This is a genomic window from Microcoleus sp. B4-C1, assembly GCF_036705285.1.
Taxonomy (GTDB): Bacteria; Cyanobacteriota; Cyanobacteriia; order Cyanobacteriales; family Microcoleaceae; genus Microcoleus.
This window is the reverse complement of sequence record NZ_JAUBUC010000011.1, coordinates 48,118-65,202: the sequence shown is the minus strand read 5'-3', so window position 1 is coordinate 65,202 and position 17,085 is coordinate 48,118. Positions and strand designations below refer to the sequence as shown.

The 17,085-nt window shown below is 46.5% G+C and carries 14 protein-coding genes; 3 read left to right on the top strand and 11 right to left on the bottom strand.

The genetic code is table 11. The features are described 5' to 3' along the window. Window positions 1–13: 13 nt before the first annotated feature. The 7 genes from QUB26_RS06680 to QUB26_RS06650 form a co-directional block, all read right to left on the bottom strand. Entirely contained in the window at window positions 14–634 is a 621-nt protein-coding gene (locus QUB26_RS06680) for a hypothetical protein (protein WP_333317215.1), read from the bottom strand. Window positions 635–956: 322 nt separating this feature from the next. After that, window positions 957–2,381: a phosphoglucomutase/phosphomannomutase family protein gene (locus tag QUB26_RS06675; protein ID WP_333317213.1), complete on the bottom strand. Its 1,425-nt coding sequence runs from the start codon at window positions 2,379–2,381 to the stop codon at window positions 957–959. A gap of 206 nt (window positions 2,382–2,587) precedes the next feature. Then, window positions 2,588–3,322 (bottom strand): GTP cyclohydrolase I FolE, encoded by a 735-nt coding sequence (gene folE, locus QUB26_RS06670; RefSeq protein ID WP_333051519.1) that lies wholly within the window; start codon window positions 3,320–3,322, stop codon window positions 2,588–2,590. 218 nt (window positions 3,323–3,540) lie between these two features. Then, on the bottom strand, window positions 3,541–4,266 hold the full coding sequence (locus QUB26_RS06665; protein WP_333238377.1) for an SDR family oxidoreductase: 726 nt from the start codon (window positions 4,264–4,266) through the stop codon (window positions 3,541–3,543). 241 nt (window positions 4,267–4,507) lie between these two features. Then, complete coding sequence (gene accA, locus QUB26_RS06660; RefSeq protein WP_333238375.1) at window positions 4,508–5,488, bottom strand: acetyl-CoA carboxylase carboxyl transferase subunit alpha; 981 nt, start codon at window positions 5,486–5,488, stop codon at window positions 4,508–4,510. Window positions 5,489–5,757: 269 nt separating this feature from the next. After that, window positions 5,758–6,783 (bottom strand): long-chain acyl-[acyl-carrier-protein] reductase, encoded by a 1,026-nt coding sequence (locus tag QUB26_RS06655; protein ID WP_333051513.1) that lies wholly within the window; start codon window positions 6,781–6,783, stop codon window positions 5,758–5,760. Window positions 6,784–6,932: 149 nt separating this feature from the next. After that, a complete protein-coding gene (locus QUB26_RS06650) occupies window positions 6,933–7,625 on the bottom strand; it encodes an aldehyde oxygenase (deformylating) (RefSeq protein ID WP_333051511.1) in 693 nt (230 codons plus the stop codon). A 495-nt stretch (window positions 7,626–8,120) separates the two neighbouring features. On the opposite strand from QUB26_RS06650, the gene QUB26_RS06645 reads away from it, so the two are divergent. The 3 genes from QUB26_RS06645 to QUB26_RS06635 all read left to right on the top strand — a co-directional run bounded on the left by QUB26_RS06645 (window position 8,121) and on the right by QUB26_RS06635 (window position 9,467). Beyond that, window positions 8,121–8,939 carry a carbohydrate ABC transporter permease gene (locus QUB26_RS06645; protein WP_333238370.1) on the top strand — a complete coding sequence of 273 codons (819 nt, stop codon included), beginning with the start codon at window positions 8,121–8,123 and terminating at the stop codon, window positions 8,937–8,939. 63 nt (window positions 8,940–9,002) lie between these two features. Further along, window positions 9,003–9,146, top strand: coding sequence for a hypothetical protein (locus tag QUB26_RS06640; protein WP_333317211.1), 144 nt, complete (start codon window positions 9,003–9,005; stop codon window positions 9,144–9,146). Window positions 9,147–9,179: 33 nt separating this feature from the next. Next, window positions 9,180–9,467 carry a hypothetical protein gene (locus QUB26_RS06635; RefSeq protein ID WP_333317209.1) on the top strand — a complete coding sequence of 96 codons (288 nt, stop codon included), beginning with the start codon at window positions 9,180–9,182 and terminating at the stop codon, window positions 9,465–9,467. A 163-nt stretch (window positions 9,468–9,630) separates the two neighbouring features. Here the strand turns inward: QUB26_RS06635 and QUB26_RS06630 are convergent, their stop codons facing one another. The 4 genes from QUB26_RS06630 to QUB26_RS06615 all read right to left on the bottom strand — a co-directional run bounded on the left by QUB26_RS06630 (window position 9,631) and on the right by QUB26_RS06615 (window position 16,985). Continuing rightward, the gene (locus QUB26_RS06630) at window positions 9,631–10,659 is read right to left on the bottom strand and encodes a hypothetical protein (protein ID WP_333138731.1); all 1,029 of its coding nucleotides are present in this window, start codon (window positions 10,657–10,659) and stop codon (window positions 9,631–9,633) included. Window positions 10,660–10,945: 286 nt separating this feature from the next. After that, window positions 10,946–14,149: an efflux RND transporter permease subunit gene (locus tag QUB26_RS06625; RefSeq protein ID WP_333317207.1), complete on the bottom strand. Its 3,204-nt coding sequence runs from the start codon at window positions 14,147–14,149 to the stop codon at window positions 10,946–10,948. A gap of 180 nt (window positions 14,150–14,329) precedes the next feature. After that, on the bottom strand, window positions 14,330–16,111 hold the full coding sequence (locus QUB26_RS06620; protein ID WP_333238364.1) for an efflux RND transporter periplasmic adaptor subunit: 1,782 nt from the start codon (window positions 16,109–16,111) through the stop codon (window positions 14,330–14,332). 265 nt (window positions 16,112–16,376) lie between these two features. Then, entirely contained in the window at window positions 16,377–16,985 is a 609-nt protein-coding gene (locus QUB26_RS06615) for a PadR family transcriptional regulator (protein ID WP_333238362.1), read from the bottom strand. Between the last annotated feature and the right edge of the window lie 100 nt (window positions 16,986–17,085).

Below are 17,085 nucleotides of genomic sequence, written 5' to 3'. Positions count from 1 at the left end.
TTTCTCTTAAAACTTATGGCTCCATATTAACAAAAGATGGAGAAAATGGTTGCAACAAAATTCCCAAAATCTTATCAACATCTTGAATATAGTATTCAATCGGATCGATATAAACAGTAGTTTCCTCCAAAATCAAGAATTTCCAGTTAGTTCCCGTCGTCACCGCCCCGTAAATGCGATCGACCTCACTATCTTGGTTTTGATTGAAACATTGGGCCGCTACCATTGCCGCTACGCATTGACCCAAACCCCCAATGATATCTTCCTTTTTTGCCTCAAAAATTGTTATAACCGGAGCACTGATGAACAATTGTTCTGAAGAACCGCTAATAATATAATCGCAAAATCCTTGCAAACCTCTTTCTGGATCGACAGTAAAATCCTTACCGGAAAAAAGAGAAACTCGTTTGTTTAACAATCGCCTAACTTCGGCTAAAATCGGGGCAATCAAAAATTCCGATCGAGCTTTTTGTGTGGAAATAAAAGTTGCTAGCGGTACATAATCAATCAGGATTGTTGTTAAAATTTCTGATGGTGAAACTGGTTTTGTGTCGGCAAATAAATTGCGAGTTTCATCTAAGGTTAATCCAAAATCTTTTTTGACTCTCGCCAGACTGAAATCGCTGTAAGCCATTTGCTTTTATCCTAAAATTTATCTGATATAGCAATCCTAAATCAGTTTCAATAACTGGTTAACTGGTTCCCAAGCTCTGCCTGGGAACCGATGTCCAGAGGCTCTGCCTCGGCGGAGACTATGGAGGCAGAGCCTCCGGATATGCGTTACCAGGCAGAGCCTGGTAACGAGTATAATCATTTAGGATTGCTATATAGCAATAGTATTTCATTGGTGAGTAAGATTTTTTTTACCGCAGAGGGCGCAGAGGACGCAGAGAAAGAGAGATTTGATATCGAGTCATCTGCGTTCATCTGCGTTGATCTGCGGTGGAAAAGTCCGATTAATTATGCGCCCAATTTTTCGCCCAGTTTAAGTTTTGCATGACTTCTTTCAATGTCGCTGCTTCTGAATACAGCCGCAACACTGGTTCGGTTCCGCTAAACCGAATTAACAGCCAACTTCCGTCTGCTAAACGAAATTTATATCCGTCCACTTTGTTGCAATCTACAACTGCTTTGCCGGCGATTTCTGTTAAGGGTTGATTTTGCAGCAGGGACAGCAAACGCGACCTTTCTTCCATGTTTGCTAGGTGCAAGTCTATTCTGTCATACGCTGAAGTAAAGCTTGTTTCTTGTTGCAGTCGGCTGTAAATTTCGCTTAAGTCTTCCCCGGATTTGACCACGGCTTCTAATAAGTACAGCGCTGACAGCAAAGCATCTCGTTCGGGTATGTGTGTACCGTAGCCAATTCCTCCTGATTCTTCGCCTCCGACTAAGACTTGGGTGGTTAACATTCGATCGGCTATATACTTGTAACCGATCGGCGTTTCAAATAATGGCAAGTCGTACAGCTTGGCAATTTTGGGAATTATGTCTGAACCGCTGACTGTTTTGATGACTTCCCCGGTCAAGCCGCGCCGTGAAGCTAAATGTTCGATTAAGATGGGAACTAGGATTTGTGAACTGAGGAAGTTGCCGCTAGAGTCAACGGCTGCAATTCGATCGCTATCTCCGTCAAATACAAATCCAATGGACAAACCAGAACTTTTTCGCTGGTGAGTACGCATCACCCGAAATAACTGCGACAGGTAGCGCGGCAAAGGTTCGGGTGCACCGCCGCCGAACAGCGGATCTCGATCGCTGTTGACTTCGTGCACCGTTTCTTCTAAAATTTGAGCTAATCCTCCGGCGGCGGCACCGTGCATTACATCTACAAATACTGTAATTTTACCGCTGGCGATCGCTTCTTTAATCGCCTCAATATCTACCATTTCCCGCAAGGTTTTGCAGTAAGCCGGCCAAGGATTGAAATTCTCTAATTTGCCGGGAGTTGCTGAAATTGCCGCCGGATTTTCGAGTTTTGCTTCTATCTGTTGAGTAACTTCGGGCGAAACTGAACCGCCAAATCCGCCCTTGACTTTTAACCCTAAATATGCACCGGGATTGTGGCTGGCTGTCAGGACGATCGCACCCAAAGCATTTAATTGTTTGGCAGCTAAACTGAAAGCTGGAGTGGGGGCGTAGGATTCGCTCAGCAGCACGTCAAATCCTGCGTTTTGGACGGCAACAGCCGCTGTGAAGGCAAATTCTTCAGCCAGAAATCGGCGGTCGTAACCGACAATTACGGTACCGCTGCTGCCATCGCTGCCGCCGGTTTGTGCGAGAACTTGTGCCGCTAAGGGAGCGACTAACGCTACGCGATCGAATGTAAAATCGTCAGCAATGATGCCGCGCCAGCCATCTGTACCGAATTTGATAGGATTCATTTAGTCACAAGTCATGAGTCACCCGTCTATTTTATGGGTTTATCAGTCGATCGTCATCCGATTTTAGATTTTAGATTTTAGATTGAAGAATTGCGACTGCGGATGAATCTGGGGGCTAGTGACCAAATTGCTCGATCGCTAGCCACCAGGAAAAAAGTGATTGGCTAATGACTAATGACTAATGACTAATGACTAATAACTAATGACTAAAAGAATGCCGGTTGGTGGCGGATCAAATTCAGGAATTCTTCGCGAGTTTTCTGTTCCTCTTGAAACACGCCCAACATGGCACTTGTAACCGTCCAAGCACCAGGTTTTTGCACACCCCGCATCGTCATGCACATATGGCTGGCTTCCATTACTACAGCTACTCCCTGCGGTTCCAATATTGTCTGAACTGCTTCAGCAATCTGGCGTGTCAAACGTTCTTGCACCTGCAATCGGCGGCTGTACATTTCAGCAATTCGGGCTAATTTACTCAATCCCACTACTTTTTGGTTGGGAATGTAAGCGACATGAACTCTACCCATAAACGGCAGCATATGGTGTTCGCACATACTGAATACGCTGATGTCTCGTACCAGTACCATTTCGTTGTGGCCTTCGTCAAAGATAGCGCCGTTGAGGAGTTCTTCTAGGGATTGACTGTAACCGCTGGTGAGAAACCGCATTGCTTCTGCTACCCGTTTTGGGGTTTTGAGCAATCCTTCCCGTTCAGGATCTTCTCCTACTCCCAGCAGCATTGTGCGAACGGCCTCCATCATTTCTTCCATGCCTACTTCTGATGGTTTGGGCACGCTGGATTCTTGACCGTGGGAGGAATTGCGATCGGGTCGAGTTGGGATGCGCGGGGTGTTGTTGTCTGCGGTTTGTAACAGTTTCATGCTGTCAGTCGAGAGAGAGTTCGACCCATTGGAATCGGCGGAAGATGCAATTGTCATAACAAGTTGGTGTGAGGGTGAATCGATTTTCGATTTTCGATTTTAGATTTTCGATTGGGGGATATATAGCCTTTCTCAAAAATGTGAGGTACGAATTTTGACCTGGAAAGCTTGACATTACAGGGTTTCTGTATACCTCATTTATCTGAGAACCGCTATAGCTAGAGATTCAAAGATTGTTGAATTCGAGAAAAATCCAGCAGTCTAAAATCTCAAGTTCACAAAACTCCTGCGTTGGACATGAGCGTGATTTCTTCAATTACTGCACTCGCTGGTAACTGAACTGCGTGCAGAATTGATTGGGCGACGATTTCTGGGGTTAACATGGCGCTGCGATCGAAGTCGGCGTCCACGGTGTCTGTGTCCCACAGGGGAGTGTTGACAGAACCGGGACAGATTGCTGTTACGCGAATTCCGTGAGCCCGTTCTTCGGCGGCTAAGGTTTTAGACAAAGCCATGAGACCAAATTTGCTAACGCAGTAGGCTCCCCAGTTGGGGAAGGCTTGGGTGCCGGCGATCGAGGAAACGTTGATGATGATTCCCGATCGGCGATCGCGCATGGAGGGCAAAACTCCTAAAATGCACTGCCAAACGCTAGTCAGATTGAGGTCTAGAACGCTCTGCCAGTCGGCTAGGGACGTTTCCGTCAAGGAGCCGGTGTAGCCCATGCCAGCGCTGTTTACCAGGATATCTACGGAACCCAATTGAGCTGCGATCGCGCTGATGCTGCTTTGCACTTGCTCAATTTTTGCCAAGTCTAAGGGATAAGCTTCTGCTTTCACTCCGACTTCTCGGGCTGCTGCGGCAACGGCTTCTAAGTTTTCCGACTCTCGGCTAACTAAGGCCAGATTTATGCCTTCGGCGGCGAACGCTAGAGCCGTCGCTTTGCCAATACCGCTGCTGGCTCCGGTAATCAGAGCCTGCTTTGTTGTTGGATGGTTCATTCAGTGTCCTAATACTTTCGCTCGGCAACTCCCTACAGCGTTGCAGCCTTCATCGGCAAATTAGACAACTGTCTGCTGCGGGTGATCACAGTTAATTATGAGATAAACATTAAGAACTGTTAAGCCGTGTCACCTGAGAAATTATAACACTGCTGACAGATCCGCAGAATAATGAGCTGTGAGTTATGAGTTTAAAGTTAAGAATTTTTAACTCATAACTGATAACTCTGAATCGATCAGCTCAAGCCGCAATTTCAGTGAATACACCGATGTGGCGAAATTTTTGATACCGGAGTTCGCGTCGCTGCTGACCCGTAAGCTGGGTTAGTTCTGCTAAGTTTTCTAACAAAGCTTGTTTGAGTATGGAGGCAGCTTTGAGGGGATTCGAGTGAGCGCCGCCGATCGGCTCTGGTACTATTTGATCGAGAATGCCGAGGTTTTTCAAATCCCAGGAAGTGATTTTGAGAGCTTCTGCGGCCAAGTTAGCTTTACCGGAGTCTTTCCAGAGAATCGCCGCGCAAGCTTCGGGGGTGGCGACGGTGTAGACGGAATGTTCTAACATTAACAGCCGCTCGCCGACGCCGATACCCAATGCGCCGCCGGAACCGCCTTCGCCGATGACGGTGCAAATAATGGGAACGTCGAGGCGAAACATCTCGCGGAGGTTACAGGCGATCGCCTCTCCCTGTCCGAGCTGTTCTGCTTCTAAGCCCGCCCAAGCCCCCGGAGTGTCGATAAAGGTGAAAATTGGCATTCCGAAGCGATCGGCGTGTTCCATCAACCGCAGGGCTTTGCGATAGCCACCGGGAGCCGCCATGCCGAAGTTGCGGGCGATATTGTCTTTAGTGTCGCGCCCTTTTTGATGGCCGATGATGACTGTGGGACGCCCGTCTATGCGGGCAATTCCGCCGACGAGGGCCGGGTCGTCTCCGCCGCGCCGATCGCCGTGAAGCTCGATCCACTCGTCGCTAATTGCCTGAATGTAATCGAGGGTGCTGGGGCGGCGCGGGTGACGGGCTAGTTGCAGCCGCTGCATGGGGGACAAGCTGCTGAAAATTTCTTGTCGCAGTTGGGCGGAACGCGCTTCGAGTTTGCGAATTTCGTCGGTGACATCGACGCTGTTTTCGGCGGCGAGTTCGCGAATCTGGTGAATTCGGGTTTCGAGTTCGGCCAGGGGCTTTTCAAAATCTAAGAGTAAGGGTTTACGGTCTGGGTTTGGCACGCTGATAATTTCTATAAGGTTTTGTCAGGTTTTGTCAGGTTTTGTCGATCGACTATTTCCAGATCCTACCCTGTCAGGGGATGCTGAAAAAGAGAGGAAATTTGGAAGTTTTGAATTTTAAATTTTGTATGAGATCAAATTTGGTCACATCATCATTATTATCATATAGCGCGAGCCGGAAGCTAGCGCTGCACTCCGAAAAATATTATTCCGATGCCAAAGAAAAAGTCAACTATTAAATTTTCAAATTTAACAGTTGACTTTTAACATCAAACTGACATTAATAAAGGTCTGAAACCGTGCTTGACAGAAATATGACCGATTTGCTCCATCTTTTCCACAGTAATTTGATTCCGTCCCCAAGAAAAATTGGTATACATTTTTTCAAATTCCAGTAGCATTGATTCAGCAAAACAGGCAAACAACTGTCGGCCCGGCACATCCATATTGACAATCTTCATGATTTTCCACTCAATATCGAGGGAATGCTCCACAATGCCGCCATTGAGTACGTAAATTCCGGGATGCTGAACCTGAGTTGCCAAATTTTTCGGATAGCCACCGTCAATCAATAAACATGGTTGCTTCAATGTCTTAGGGTCAATTTCTACTCCCTTGGGCATACTGGCTACCCAGACTACAATATCCGCTTGGGGCAGGGCTTCTTCCAAGTCCATAATTTTCCCTCGACCCAATTCTGATTGCAAATCTTGCAATCGTTCTTTGTCGCGGGCGATGAGCAACAATTCTGCTACATTTGTTTTAACATTGAGCCAGCGACACACAGCACTGCCAATATCGCCAGTAGCACCACAAACCGCTACCGTGGCTTTTGAAAGTTCAATCCCCAATTTAGGGGCTGCTTCTTCTACTTGGCGGCAGAGGATGTAAGCTGTGTGAGTGTTACCAGTGGTGAAGCGTTCAAACTCCAACTTGAGATTGCGAATTTGCTTAATTTGCTGCAAGTTGAAAGTCTCAAAAATGATCGAAGAAAAGCCGCCCAAAGCAGTGATGTTAATCCCGTTTTTTTGAGCGTGTGCCATCGCATTAAGGATTTTGCGAGTAGCTGCTTTAATCCGGCGAGTTGCTAGCATTTCTGGCAAAAAACAGGACTCGACATAGCGACCTTCTATTTTTTGTCCAGTGATGCTTGTTACCGTGATCTGATCAACTATTTGGGGCGGTGCGCTGCACCAAAAATCGAGACCTTGATCGGCATATTCTGGATAGCCCAGCTCGTTAGCTACTGATTGGGCGTGTTCTAAGCTGGTTAAGTGACCGATTAGACCAAACATTAAGTTGTCAAATGAAGGAAGATGGAAGGTGGAAGATGGAAGATGGAAGATGGAAGATGGGAAGATTAAAAATTTATATTTTAAAATGAGTTATCCCATTTTTAATTTTTAATTTTTAATTTTTTTCCCATTCCTTATTTCCAAGTTAACTAGGCTGCGAGGCCTTGTGCTGACATCCGCATGATATCGCGGTTGTTAAAGCCTATGTTGCCTAGGGCTTCGCCGTAGGCAATCATAAAGTCTTCGATTAAAGCGTCTTTTTCCATTCCCAAGACGCGGGCATCGTCTGCGACAGAGTTTAGCAGTCTCCAGATGATGGGCAGGTTTTGGCGGTTGGCAGCTTCGAGTTCGGCTTTGGATTCCTCAAAGTGAGCTTGCAGCCAGACTTCCCCAAAGTTGAGGTGGCTGTATTCTTCTTTGACGACGCCTTCGGTGATTTTGCGAGCAAAGTCATCGGCGACGGGGATGTAGATGTTGTAAGCTGCGATCGCAAAACACTCGATAATTAGCGATTGAATCAACAAGCAAGTTACAATCTGACCTTCGGCCGCTGCCGTTTGGAAGTTTCTGTGCAATTCCGAAAAGAACTGCTTGGCAAATGCCATGTCGGGCGTGACTTTAAGATTCCGGCCACAAGCTTGGAAGCCTTTCATGTGGCGGTTCTCCATCTTGGACAAGCCAACTAACTCTGCTTTTTTGTCCGCCAACAGTTCGGCCAGTGTCAGGTAATTATCGTGAGCTTCTTGTTCGCCTTCAATCACAATGGCGTTGATGCGGCTGTAAGCATCTTTGTAAGTTTCGGTTTGAAAGTCAATTGTTGGGCTGGCCTCAAGCTGGGGCATAGATATGTAGTCTCCTTATATAAGCTTGCGGGATGTTGGGAAACCCCTTTAAAATGGGGGGTCAGTGACAGTACACTTTACCTATTTTGAAAGCACCCCATCTAAATCACAGATTATAGCTGAGGATGCTTTCGACAAAGAACTTTTCTTTGACGTTCCGGGAAAAACTGGCGTCAAGCGTGCGTGTTTGCCGGACTTTTGCCGTCGAACACTCCAGAAAGACTATCGCTAGAATGCTATCTATTTACTAATTACTTGAATTAGTCGTTAGTCGATCTTTTGCCCGGAAATAGATGATAGAAATACGGTCTATGTCTCCACCTTTCAGGGTTTTACAGTACCAACTCTATCTATAACATTATATCCTAATCACAACTTCCTCCCTAGGTACTCCTTCTTTCCCTCTACTACTATTATGTTCTTGTATGGGAATCTGGGATGCGATCGGGTTGGAGAACGTCACAGGCTTATTATTTTAGGTTAATTCACAAATTTATGGGTAAATCCTTTGACAGGTCTCATGCGCTGGAACTGCTGAGTTTTATTTTGTTGCTGGCGGGTGCTGCGCTGGTGCTGCTGCCACTGGCTGCTGTATTCTTGGTTTCAATATCACCATCGGGTGTCGGTGTCAAGGCCACAGGCCTGACTTTTGCGAACTATCAGGAGGCTTGGCGACGGGGCAATTTTTTATTGGCATTCTTTAATTCTACTCTAGTGGCGATCGCAGTGACGGGTTTTCAGGTTGTAACTTCTGCTTTGGCCGGTTACGCCTTGGCCAGGCTGAAGTTTCGCGGGCGACAGGCGATTGTGTTGGGGGTTTTGGCGACGCTGGTAATTCCGTTTCAGCTTTTGGTGATTCCGATTTTCTTGGTTTTGAAGTGGGGCCATCTGCTGAATACTTACGGGGCGCTGATTTTGCCGACGGCGGCTAACGGTTTTGGGATTTTTCTGCTGCGCCAGTATTTTATGACAATTCCCGCGGAGTTAGAGGAGGCGGCAATGCTGGATGGGGCTAACCGCTGGCAGGTTTTGTGGCAGGTGATGTTACCTTTGGCCCGCCCTGCTTTGGTGACGCTGTTTTTGTTTACGTTTATCGGGGAGTGGAATGATTTGTTTAAGCCGCTGGTGTTTACGACGAGGCCCCAGTTGCGGACTGTGCAGTTGGTTTTGGCTGAGTTTCAGGAACAGTTTACTAGCAGTTGGCAGTTGTTGATGGCGGCGGTGGTAATTGGAACTGTACCGGTGGTGTTGCTGTTTTTGGCCGGTCAGCGGCAGTTTATTCGGGGGATTGCGGCAACGGGGATTAAAAATTGAGGTGGAGATGCTTGGCAATTAAGTTTGTAGTCATTTGTTGAACCATTCTCCAGAACAGGCAAGATGCCTGTTCCACAAGAACATTTAGTATTTGTGGAACAGGCCGGAAAGCCTGTTGCTGACATTGGTGCAAGATTGGAGTTTGTAGTGAAGGAGGCGATTGAAATCGCTACTATACAAACAAAATCCACGCAATTAAGTTGGTAGTCATTTGTTGAACCATTCTCTAGAACAGGCAAGATGCCTGTTCCACAAGAACATTTAGTATTTGTGGAACAGGCCGGAAAGCCTGTTGCTGACATTGGTGCAAGATTGGAGTTTGTAGTGAAGGAGGCGATTGAAATCGCTACTATACAAACGAAGTTCACTTTAAGTGGACTAACAGATAAAGGGGATATCAAAGCTGTATTATGTGAATCTATGCAAAAGCTCGGTTTATTTTTATTTATCCTATCTTTTCTACCGTGGTTGGCAGTCTTATTTGTTGTGCCATTCCTGCCGCTGGACATTACCCAAAAAACTACTTGATCTGTAGTTATAGCTGTTGGGGAAAGAACTATTTACCAAATATCGGCGTTATTTGTATCCCTGATATCTGTGGAAACAACTCAGAAATTTTAAACGCAGATGAACAGGAATCGACGCAGATAATGAGCCTGGATGTTGGCTTTTATCTGCGGTCAAAGTAAAGCTATTCGCTGAAAATTTGCAAGCGAATAGAGCGTTCTCCGTCTCCGAAATCTACTTCAATCTTTTCTCCCGAAAGACTGTCCAAGCATCCCAAAAGCAAGCGCAAATTGGGTGTGCTTGCTCCTGTGTCAACGTACAATCTATCTGCCAAACTGCCTAAACGCTTCCAAATTGTGTAGAGTTTGACTACTGTTTGTTCTAGCTGTGCGGCTTGTTTTACAACGTCGGCGGTGGTTCCCAAACAGCCTACTCGCAAAGATTCTTCTAAGGCCATTTCCATGTCTAAATGAGACTGATTGAGAGCTTGCACTTGGGCGGCGGCGTCGAGATATTTTGATAAGTTCTTGGCGTCGGATGTTAGCTGTTTGACAGTATCTACGTCGGGATTTTCTGCTACTTCTTTTTGAATTTCGCTTTGGTGAGATGGAGAGAGTTTCTCCATTTCTTTGACTAAAGGAGCGAGGTAGCGGGAAGGTAGAGAACCGGTAGATGCTTTTTCTTTGACTTCTTCTGGCAATAAATCTGAGTTCATTGCCATCCATTCGTCGGATAGTTGTTTGACTTCGCGGCGGGTGATGCGATCGCCATTTGCTGCGGCATCTGTTACCATTTGCTGCACTTCGGGAGATGCTTTGGCGGTTTCTACAAAGGCTCTTTTGCTGAAGTTTCTAATGGAATCTGGGTCTAAATCTCCTTGCTGGATCAGAGTGTCGGCACTATTAGCTAATTCTATCAAAGAATAGGCTTGACTTTTGCCAATTTCTCTTTCTTTGAGCCAGTTCAAAAACCCTGTGCCGCGTCCTTCGCCACCTTTTTTTTCTCTGTCTCTAACTGTTCGGAGAATGCGTCCCCGCCAAATGTCGGTTTGCAAGTCGAAGCGATCGCACACTTTCCAGGCATTGTCAACCTGATTTTCAAAATCAAACTCTGGTATTTGTTCGTCTTCGGGGTCTGGCAATTGGAAATTGATATCGGTAAAGCCGTTGAGGGCTTCTGCAAGTTCTGCGGGATTTAGGGGGACTTCAGCCATTAGGAAAAATTTGTGTAGTGCAACAGCCGGTTTAATTGATAACTTGCACGGGTTGACAGTTGAGACGCTATATGTAGCGGTAAGGTAGGCAAGATTTACCTACTAATAGAGCTTTTGTGCAAGTCATATCATTATTGCACGATGGGGGGCGATCGCTACCTGCACAAAAAATCTTCCCCGATAGTGGGCGCACAGCGTCGCAACAATCAAAAAGTCTGTGGCACAGATAGTCGGATATTTTGCAGCAAGAACCACTAACCGGATAGTTAAAGGAACTAATTACCAACTACAGCGGCGATACTTTATCGCGTTCAACCTCCTCGCCTGGACTCGTTTTGCCGTTCAAAGTTGTACCATCATCGGGCAGATTGTCTAGTCGATCGCGCTTCCGAAAGCGATCGCGAGCCGAGACAACCACCACATAGAGAACCGGGACTATAAACAAACTCAAGACAGTAGAAACAACCATCCCCCCCGCGATCGCATTCCCTAGCGATCTACGACTTGCCGCCCCCGCACCTTCCGGGTTAATTAGGGGAGCAATCCCCAAAATAAATGATAAAGAAGTCATCAAAATCGGTCGTAAACGCTCTTGAGAAGCCTCAACTGCTGCCTTAGTAATTGAATATCCCTGCTCCCGTAACTGGTTCGCAAACTCCACAATTAAAATCGCATTTTTACTAGCCAATCCGATCAACATCACCAAACCAATCTGGCAATAAACATCATTCGCCAAACCCCGCAACGACTGAGCTAAAAGAGCACCTAAAATTGCTAGAGGAACCGATAGCAAAATAATGAAAGGATCGACATAATTTTCGTACTGAGCAGCCAAAACCAAGAACACAAAAATCAGCCCCAAACCGAAAATAATTGGTGCTTGACCCCCCGACTCAATTTCTTCTAAAGAACTCCCCGACCATTCATATCCAAAACCCGACGGCAAAACTTCAGCCGAGACCTTTTCCATCGATTTTATCGCCTGTCCAGAACTCGATCCCGGAGCCGGAGAGCCACTAATTTCAATTGACCTATATAAATTGTAGTGGTTAACAGTTTGCGCTCCCACCACCGGAGTTATCTTCACCAAATTGCTCAAAGAAATCATTTCATTCTTTCCAGAGCGAACATACAATTTCCCAATATCTTCAGGGTTATCACGAAACTGTTTATCCGCCTGAACATACACCCGATAATTGCGCTGCTGCAGATTAAAATCATTCACATACTGAGAACCCAGAGCCGTTTGTAACGTACTAAAAACATCATTAATCGGAATATCTAGAGCCTTAGCTCGATTGCGGTCAACTTCCACAAGTAACTGAGGCGTATTCGCAGCAAACGTACTAAATACCGCCTGCAATCCGGGCGTCTGATTCGCCTGCTTTAAAATCCCGCCCATCGCCTGAACTAGAGAATCTAAACCGCTGTTACCTTTGCGGTCTTGCAATTGAAATTGGAAGCCTCCAAATTGACCTAAACCTTGAATAGCCGGCGGATTCACAGGGAAAATTCTAGCTTCTGGAATCGAGAAAAACTTACCCTGCAATTTACCAATAATCGCTTGTACAGTTTGATCTTCACCTTCCCTTTCTTTCCAGGGTTTAAGGGTAGTAAATATAATCCCCTGATTGGAACTATTACCACTAAAACCAAAGCCACCCACTGAAAAAGTCCCGACAACTTCAGGAAGTTTGAGGATTTCTTGTTCTACTTGATCCATTACTTTCTGAGTGTATTGCAGCGAAACGCCTTGAGGCCCTTGAATAATTGTCAGAAAATAGCCCTGGTCTTCCTCTGGGATAAATGCGGTGGGTACTGCTAAATAAAGCCAAGCGGTGAATCCCAGAGAAGCAATAAACAACAGGGTAACAAGGGTTTTAAATCGTGTTAAGAATATTAAGGACTCTCTATATTTCTTTTGTATCCAATCAAGAAAAATGTTAATGCGGTTAAACACCCAACCCAACGGGCCACCAAACTTCTTACCTGGGCGCAGTAATATAGCGGCAAGTGAGGGAGTAAGAGTAACCGCCATAAAGGTAGAAATGAGCACTGAAAAAGCAATTGTCAGAGCAAATTGTTTATAGAGTGCTCCCGTTGTCCCTGGGAAAAATGCCACTGGTATGAACACGGCCATCAATACTAAGGAAGTGGCTATTACAGCACTAAAAAGTTCCCGCATTGACTCGGAAGCTGCTTGGCGGGCATTCATACCTTGGCGGACTAGACGGTCAATATTTTCGACTACGATGATAGCGTCATCAACCACTAAACCTGTTGCTAAGGTAAGACCAAATAGAGACAAACTGTTAATCGTAAATCCGAAAGCTTTGATAAAGGCAAATGTCCCAATCAAGGAAATGGGAATTGTGATGGTGGGAATAATCGTAGTGCGCCAATCTTGCAGGAAAACAAAAATAACTATCACCACTAGCAAGACTGCTTCAAACAGAGTTTTGACTACTTCTGCCATTGACTCTTGGACAAATTGAGTCGTATCTAGTGCGGTTCTATGTATCACCCCCGGAGGGAAGTTTTTCGCTAATTTCTCCATTTCTGATTTGACGGCTTGGGCAACATTTAGAGCATTACTTCCGGGTAATTGGTAAATCCCTAAACCCACCGCGTCATTACCTCGGAATCGCAGGAAAGAGTTATAATTTTCTGCTCCTAATTCTGCTCTACCGACATCTTTTAACTTAACTAAAGTTCCATTTGCTTCGCTTTTAATAACTATGTCTTCAAATTCTGTGGGGCTTTTGAGACGACTTTCTGCACTCAAATCAATCTGATACATTTGCCCTTCTGGGGCGGGTTCTTGACCAATTCTTCCTACTCCAACTTGCAAGTTTTGTTCGTTAATTGCTCTTGTTACATCTTGCATTGTTAGATTACGAGCCGCTAATTTATTGGGGTCGATCCACAGGCGCATAGCATAGCGTCTTTCCCCAAAAATTCGCACGTCGCCCACGCCTTTTACTCTCTTTAAAGTGTCTGCTAAATAGAGATCGGCGTAGTTGCTTAAAAATATGGTATCGTATTCTTTATTTTCGGTAAATAATCCTATAGCCAGCAGTAGGCTGTTAGATTGTTTTGTAACTGTAACTCCTGTGCGTTGTACGGCATCGGGGAGTTGTGGCTGAGCGACTGCAACTCGATTTTGCACATCGACGGCGGCGATATCTTTGTCGCGGGAAGTATCAAAGGTGGCTGTAATGGTGCTAGTTCCACTGTTAGTGCTACTGGAAGTTAGATATTTCAGTCCTTCAATGCCGTTGATTTGCCTTTCTAGGATGTTTGTTACCGCATTTTCGACAACTTCAGCATTGGCACCGCTATAGTTGGCTGTGACGTTGATTTGGGTGGGGCTGATGTCGGGGAAGCGTTCGATCGGCAATGTGGGAATGCTTATTGCGCCTACCAAAACAATAATTAAGGCGCAGACGCTAGCAAAGACTGGTCGTTTAATAAAGAAATCTGCAAACATTATTTGGGTAATGGGTAGTTGTTAGTTGATAATTGCTAATTCCTAATTGCACTTGCGTCAAAAATTAAAATAGCCCCCTTTTTTAGAGCGGAGCAATCAAGTAGTTTCACGTAAGGTACGTAGTTGCCCTTTAGCGCTCTTAATTTACCTATTAAGAGCGCTAAAGCGCAACAACATACCTTATTTTTGGCTTGCTAATGGTAATTTTTCCCCTGCTCCTTTCCCTTCCTCTTGAGCCATAATGGGAGCGCCGTCTGTCAAGTTAAGGATGCCTGCGGTAACAATTTTTTCGCCGGCTTTCAAACCTTCGATAACTTGATAATTATTCCCCTGAATGGCTCCCAATTTCACGGGCTTTTGCCGCGCTACTAAAGGTGGCATTCCAGGTTTTGGCTGTTCCGGCTTTTGAGCTGTGAAGACAAAAGTTTCCCCACCTAAGCGAGTAACTGCTGTTACTGGAACTAAAATTCCGGGGTTCTGTTTCCAGATGACTTTAGCTTTTACAAACTGGAGATTAAGCAGTTCGCCGGTGGGGTTGGGAAAGGTGGCTTTAGCTAAAATTGTTTGGGAATTGGCGCTGACGTTCGGGGAGATAAAGCTGATTTGACCTTGGGCGATCGCCTTACCTTGAGCATCGAGCATTTGTACTGGCAACCCTAAGCGTAATTGAGGCATCCGTTCCAAAGGAATTGATAACCGCAAGTCTAGCAATTGGTTCTCTGTCAGGGTGGCGATAGCGTTGCCTTTTTGCAAGTAATCACCTACTTTCACTGGTATGTCGCCGATGACTCCTGCGAAGGGCGCGGTGACCGCAGTTTCTTGTAGTTGTACTTCAAAGCCGCGCACTTGAGCGGCGGCCTGGGCAACTTGCGCTTCAGCTTGATCGAGCTGTTCTTGGCGAGTGCCGTTGGCTAACTGGGCTAATCTACTCTTGGCTTGTGCGACTTCTGCTTCGGCTTTGGCTATTTCCTCTGGGCGCGAACCGTTTTGCAATTGTCGCAAAGCTTGCCGCTGCTGTTGCAAGGCTGCTGTGCGACGCTCGATCTCGGCTTGTCTGTTCTTTTGTCGCTGCTCAAACCGCCTTTGAGCTTCTCGGAGATTGGCTTTGGCGCTGCCTTCTTTTTGGGTGTATTGCTCAAGGGTGTTCGCGGATTCGGCGCCTTCTTTTGCCAAGGCCTCATATCTGGCAAGTTGCTGGCTGGCTAACTTTGCTTCGGCTGTGCTTGCTTCTATTTGCGCTCTTGCTTGGGCGATTTCTTCTAAGAGGCTACCTGTTTCGGCATCGGCGAGGTCGGCTTCAGCTTGGCTAACGCGGGCTTGGGCTTGACCAATTTCTTCTGGCCGAGAGCCCGATCGCAGTTGAGCGAGGTTGGCTTGGGCTTGGGCGACTTGGGCTTGAGCTTGGGCGATTTCTTCGGGCCTGGCTCCTGCTTGCAATTCGGCTAAGTGGGATTGAGCGCGGATCAGGTTGGCTTGGGATTGCCTCAAGTCAGCTTGGGCGCTGTCGCTTTTCATGCGGGCGATGGCTTGCCCTTGATTTATGAAGTCGCCGGCTTTGACAAAAATCTCCGTGACTAGCCCTTCTGCTTCGGGTTTGATTTGTACCGAACGCTTGGCTTCTAAGCTGCTAACAAATTCGGAAGCATCTTCGACTGAGCTGGTTTGTACGGCTGCGATCTTGACTGGTATGCCTGGGGGTTGGGCGGCGGCTGCCTGTTGCGGTGCGCGAGTCTGGCCTGATTGCCACGAGTACCAGCCGAAACCTGCTGCGCCTGTGGCGATCGCGATCGCGGCAATTAGAGGCCAGCGCGATCGTGGTTTAGCAACAGGTTCCGGGCGATCGACAACGGCGGGAAAATCCTCTGGTAGATCGCTGTCTGCATCGGTTGGGTGCAGTTCGGGTGTGGCAGGTTTTTGCTCTTCTGTTTCAACGACGGATTCTGGGGATTTAGAATAACTCATGGGCAGCACCACTTAGATTTTTTTTAACTTCTGACTGAGACTTGGGCGAAATCTTTGATTCTCCGGCGTTCCCCTCCAACAAGGGGGAATAATGACAAGGGATTTTAAACAGGATGGAATCGGGAAAGTCTCTTTTTAATGGGGTTGGGGTATGTGCAGGGCTTTAGTCTCATCACAGTTAGCCAAGCCTAGGGGTGATTATTTTTAGGAAAGCTTCTTGTTATTTCTCAAAAGTTACGATGGCAGGAATGATTGCACATCCTTCTTACGAGTCACCTGAGTGGGTGAGTTGGAAGGATTTTCCCTTGGATTCAGCGGATTCAGCGGAGGTTGGGGAGTCACGCACTCGGGCGATCGCACTTTTTTCCTTGGCTAGTTGCTCGGTTAACCACTCAATCTCTGACGCCAGCACTGACTCGCAGCGATCGCGAGAAGCAAATTGATAGTCGTCCGTTAGTGGATATTCGCTCTTGAGGCTTTCGATGTAGTCTTGACGGGTGTAACAGGCTCGCAAGCGGTGTTCCAATAGCTTCAGCCGTTCTGCTGGTTCTAAGTCGCCAAAAAAGAAAAACTTAATTTGGAACCGGGAACCACTGTTAACCCAGCTTTCTTGAGGGTGTTCGAGCATTTTTTGCCGCCAGAGTTCGCGCCCTTGGGCGGTAATTCCGTAGATTTTGCGCTGACAGCCCGCATCTCCGGCTTCTTCGGCAATTGTCGCAATCTGGCCTCGCTCTTCCAAGCGCTTCAGGAGTGGGTAAATCGCTCCATAGTTGACGCTGATGCAACTGCTCATAAACAGCTCCAGTTTTTGCTTTAGCCGATAGCCGTGCATGGGTTGCAACTGTAGCAGTCCAAGTGCTGATAATTCAAGCATTTATATCAAGTTGATATTATAGTCTGGATTATATCACTATATCGGACTCAAGCGCGATCGGGTCAATCGATTTTAGATTTTAGATTTTCGATTTTCGATT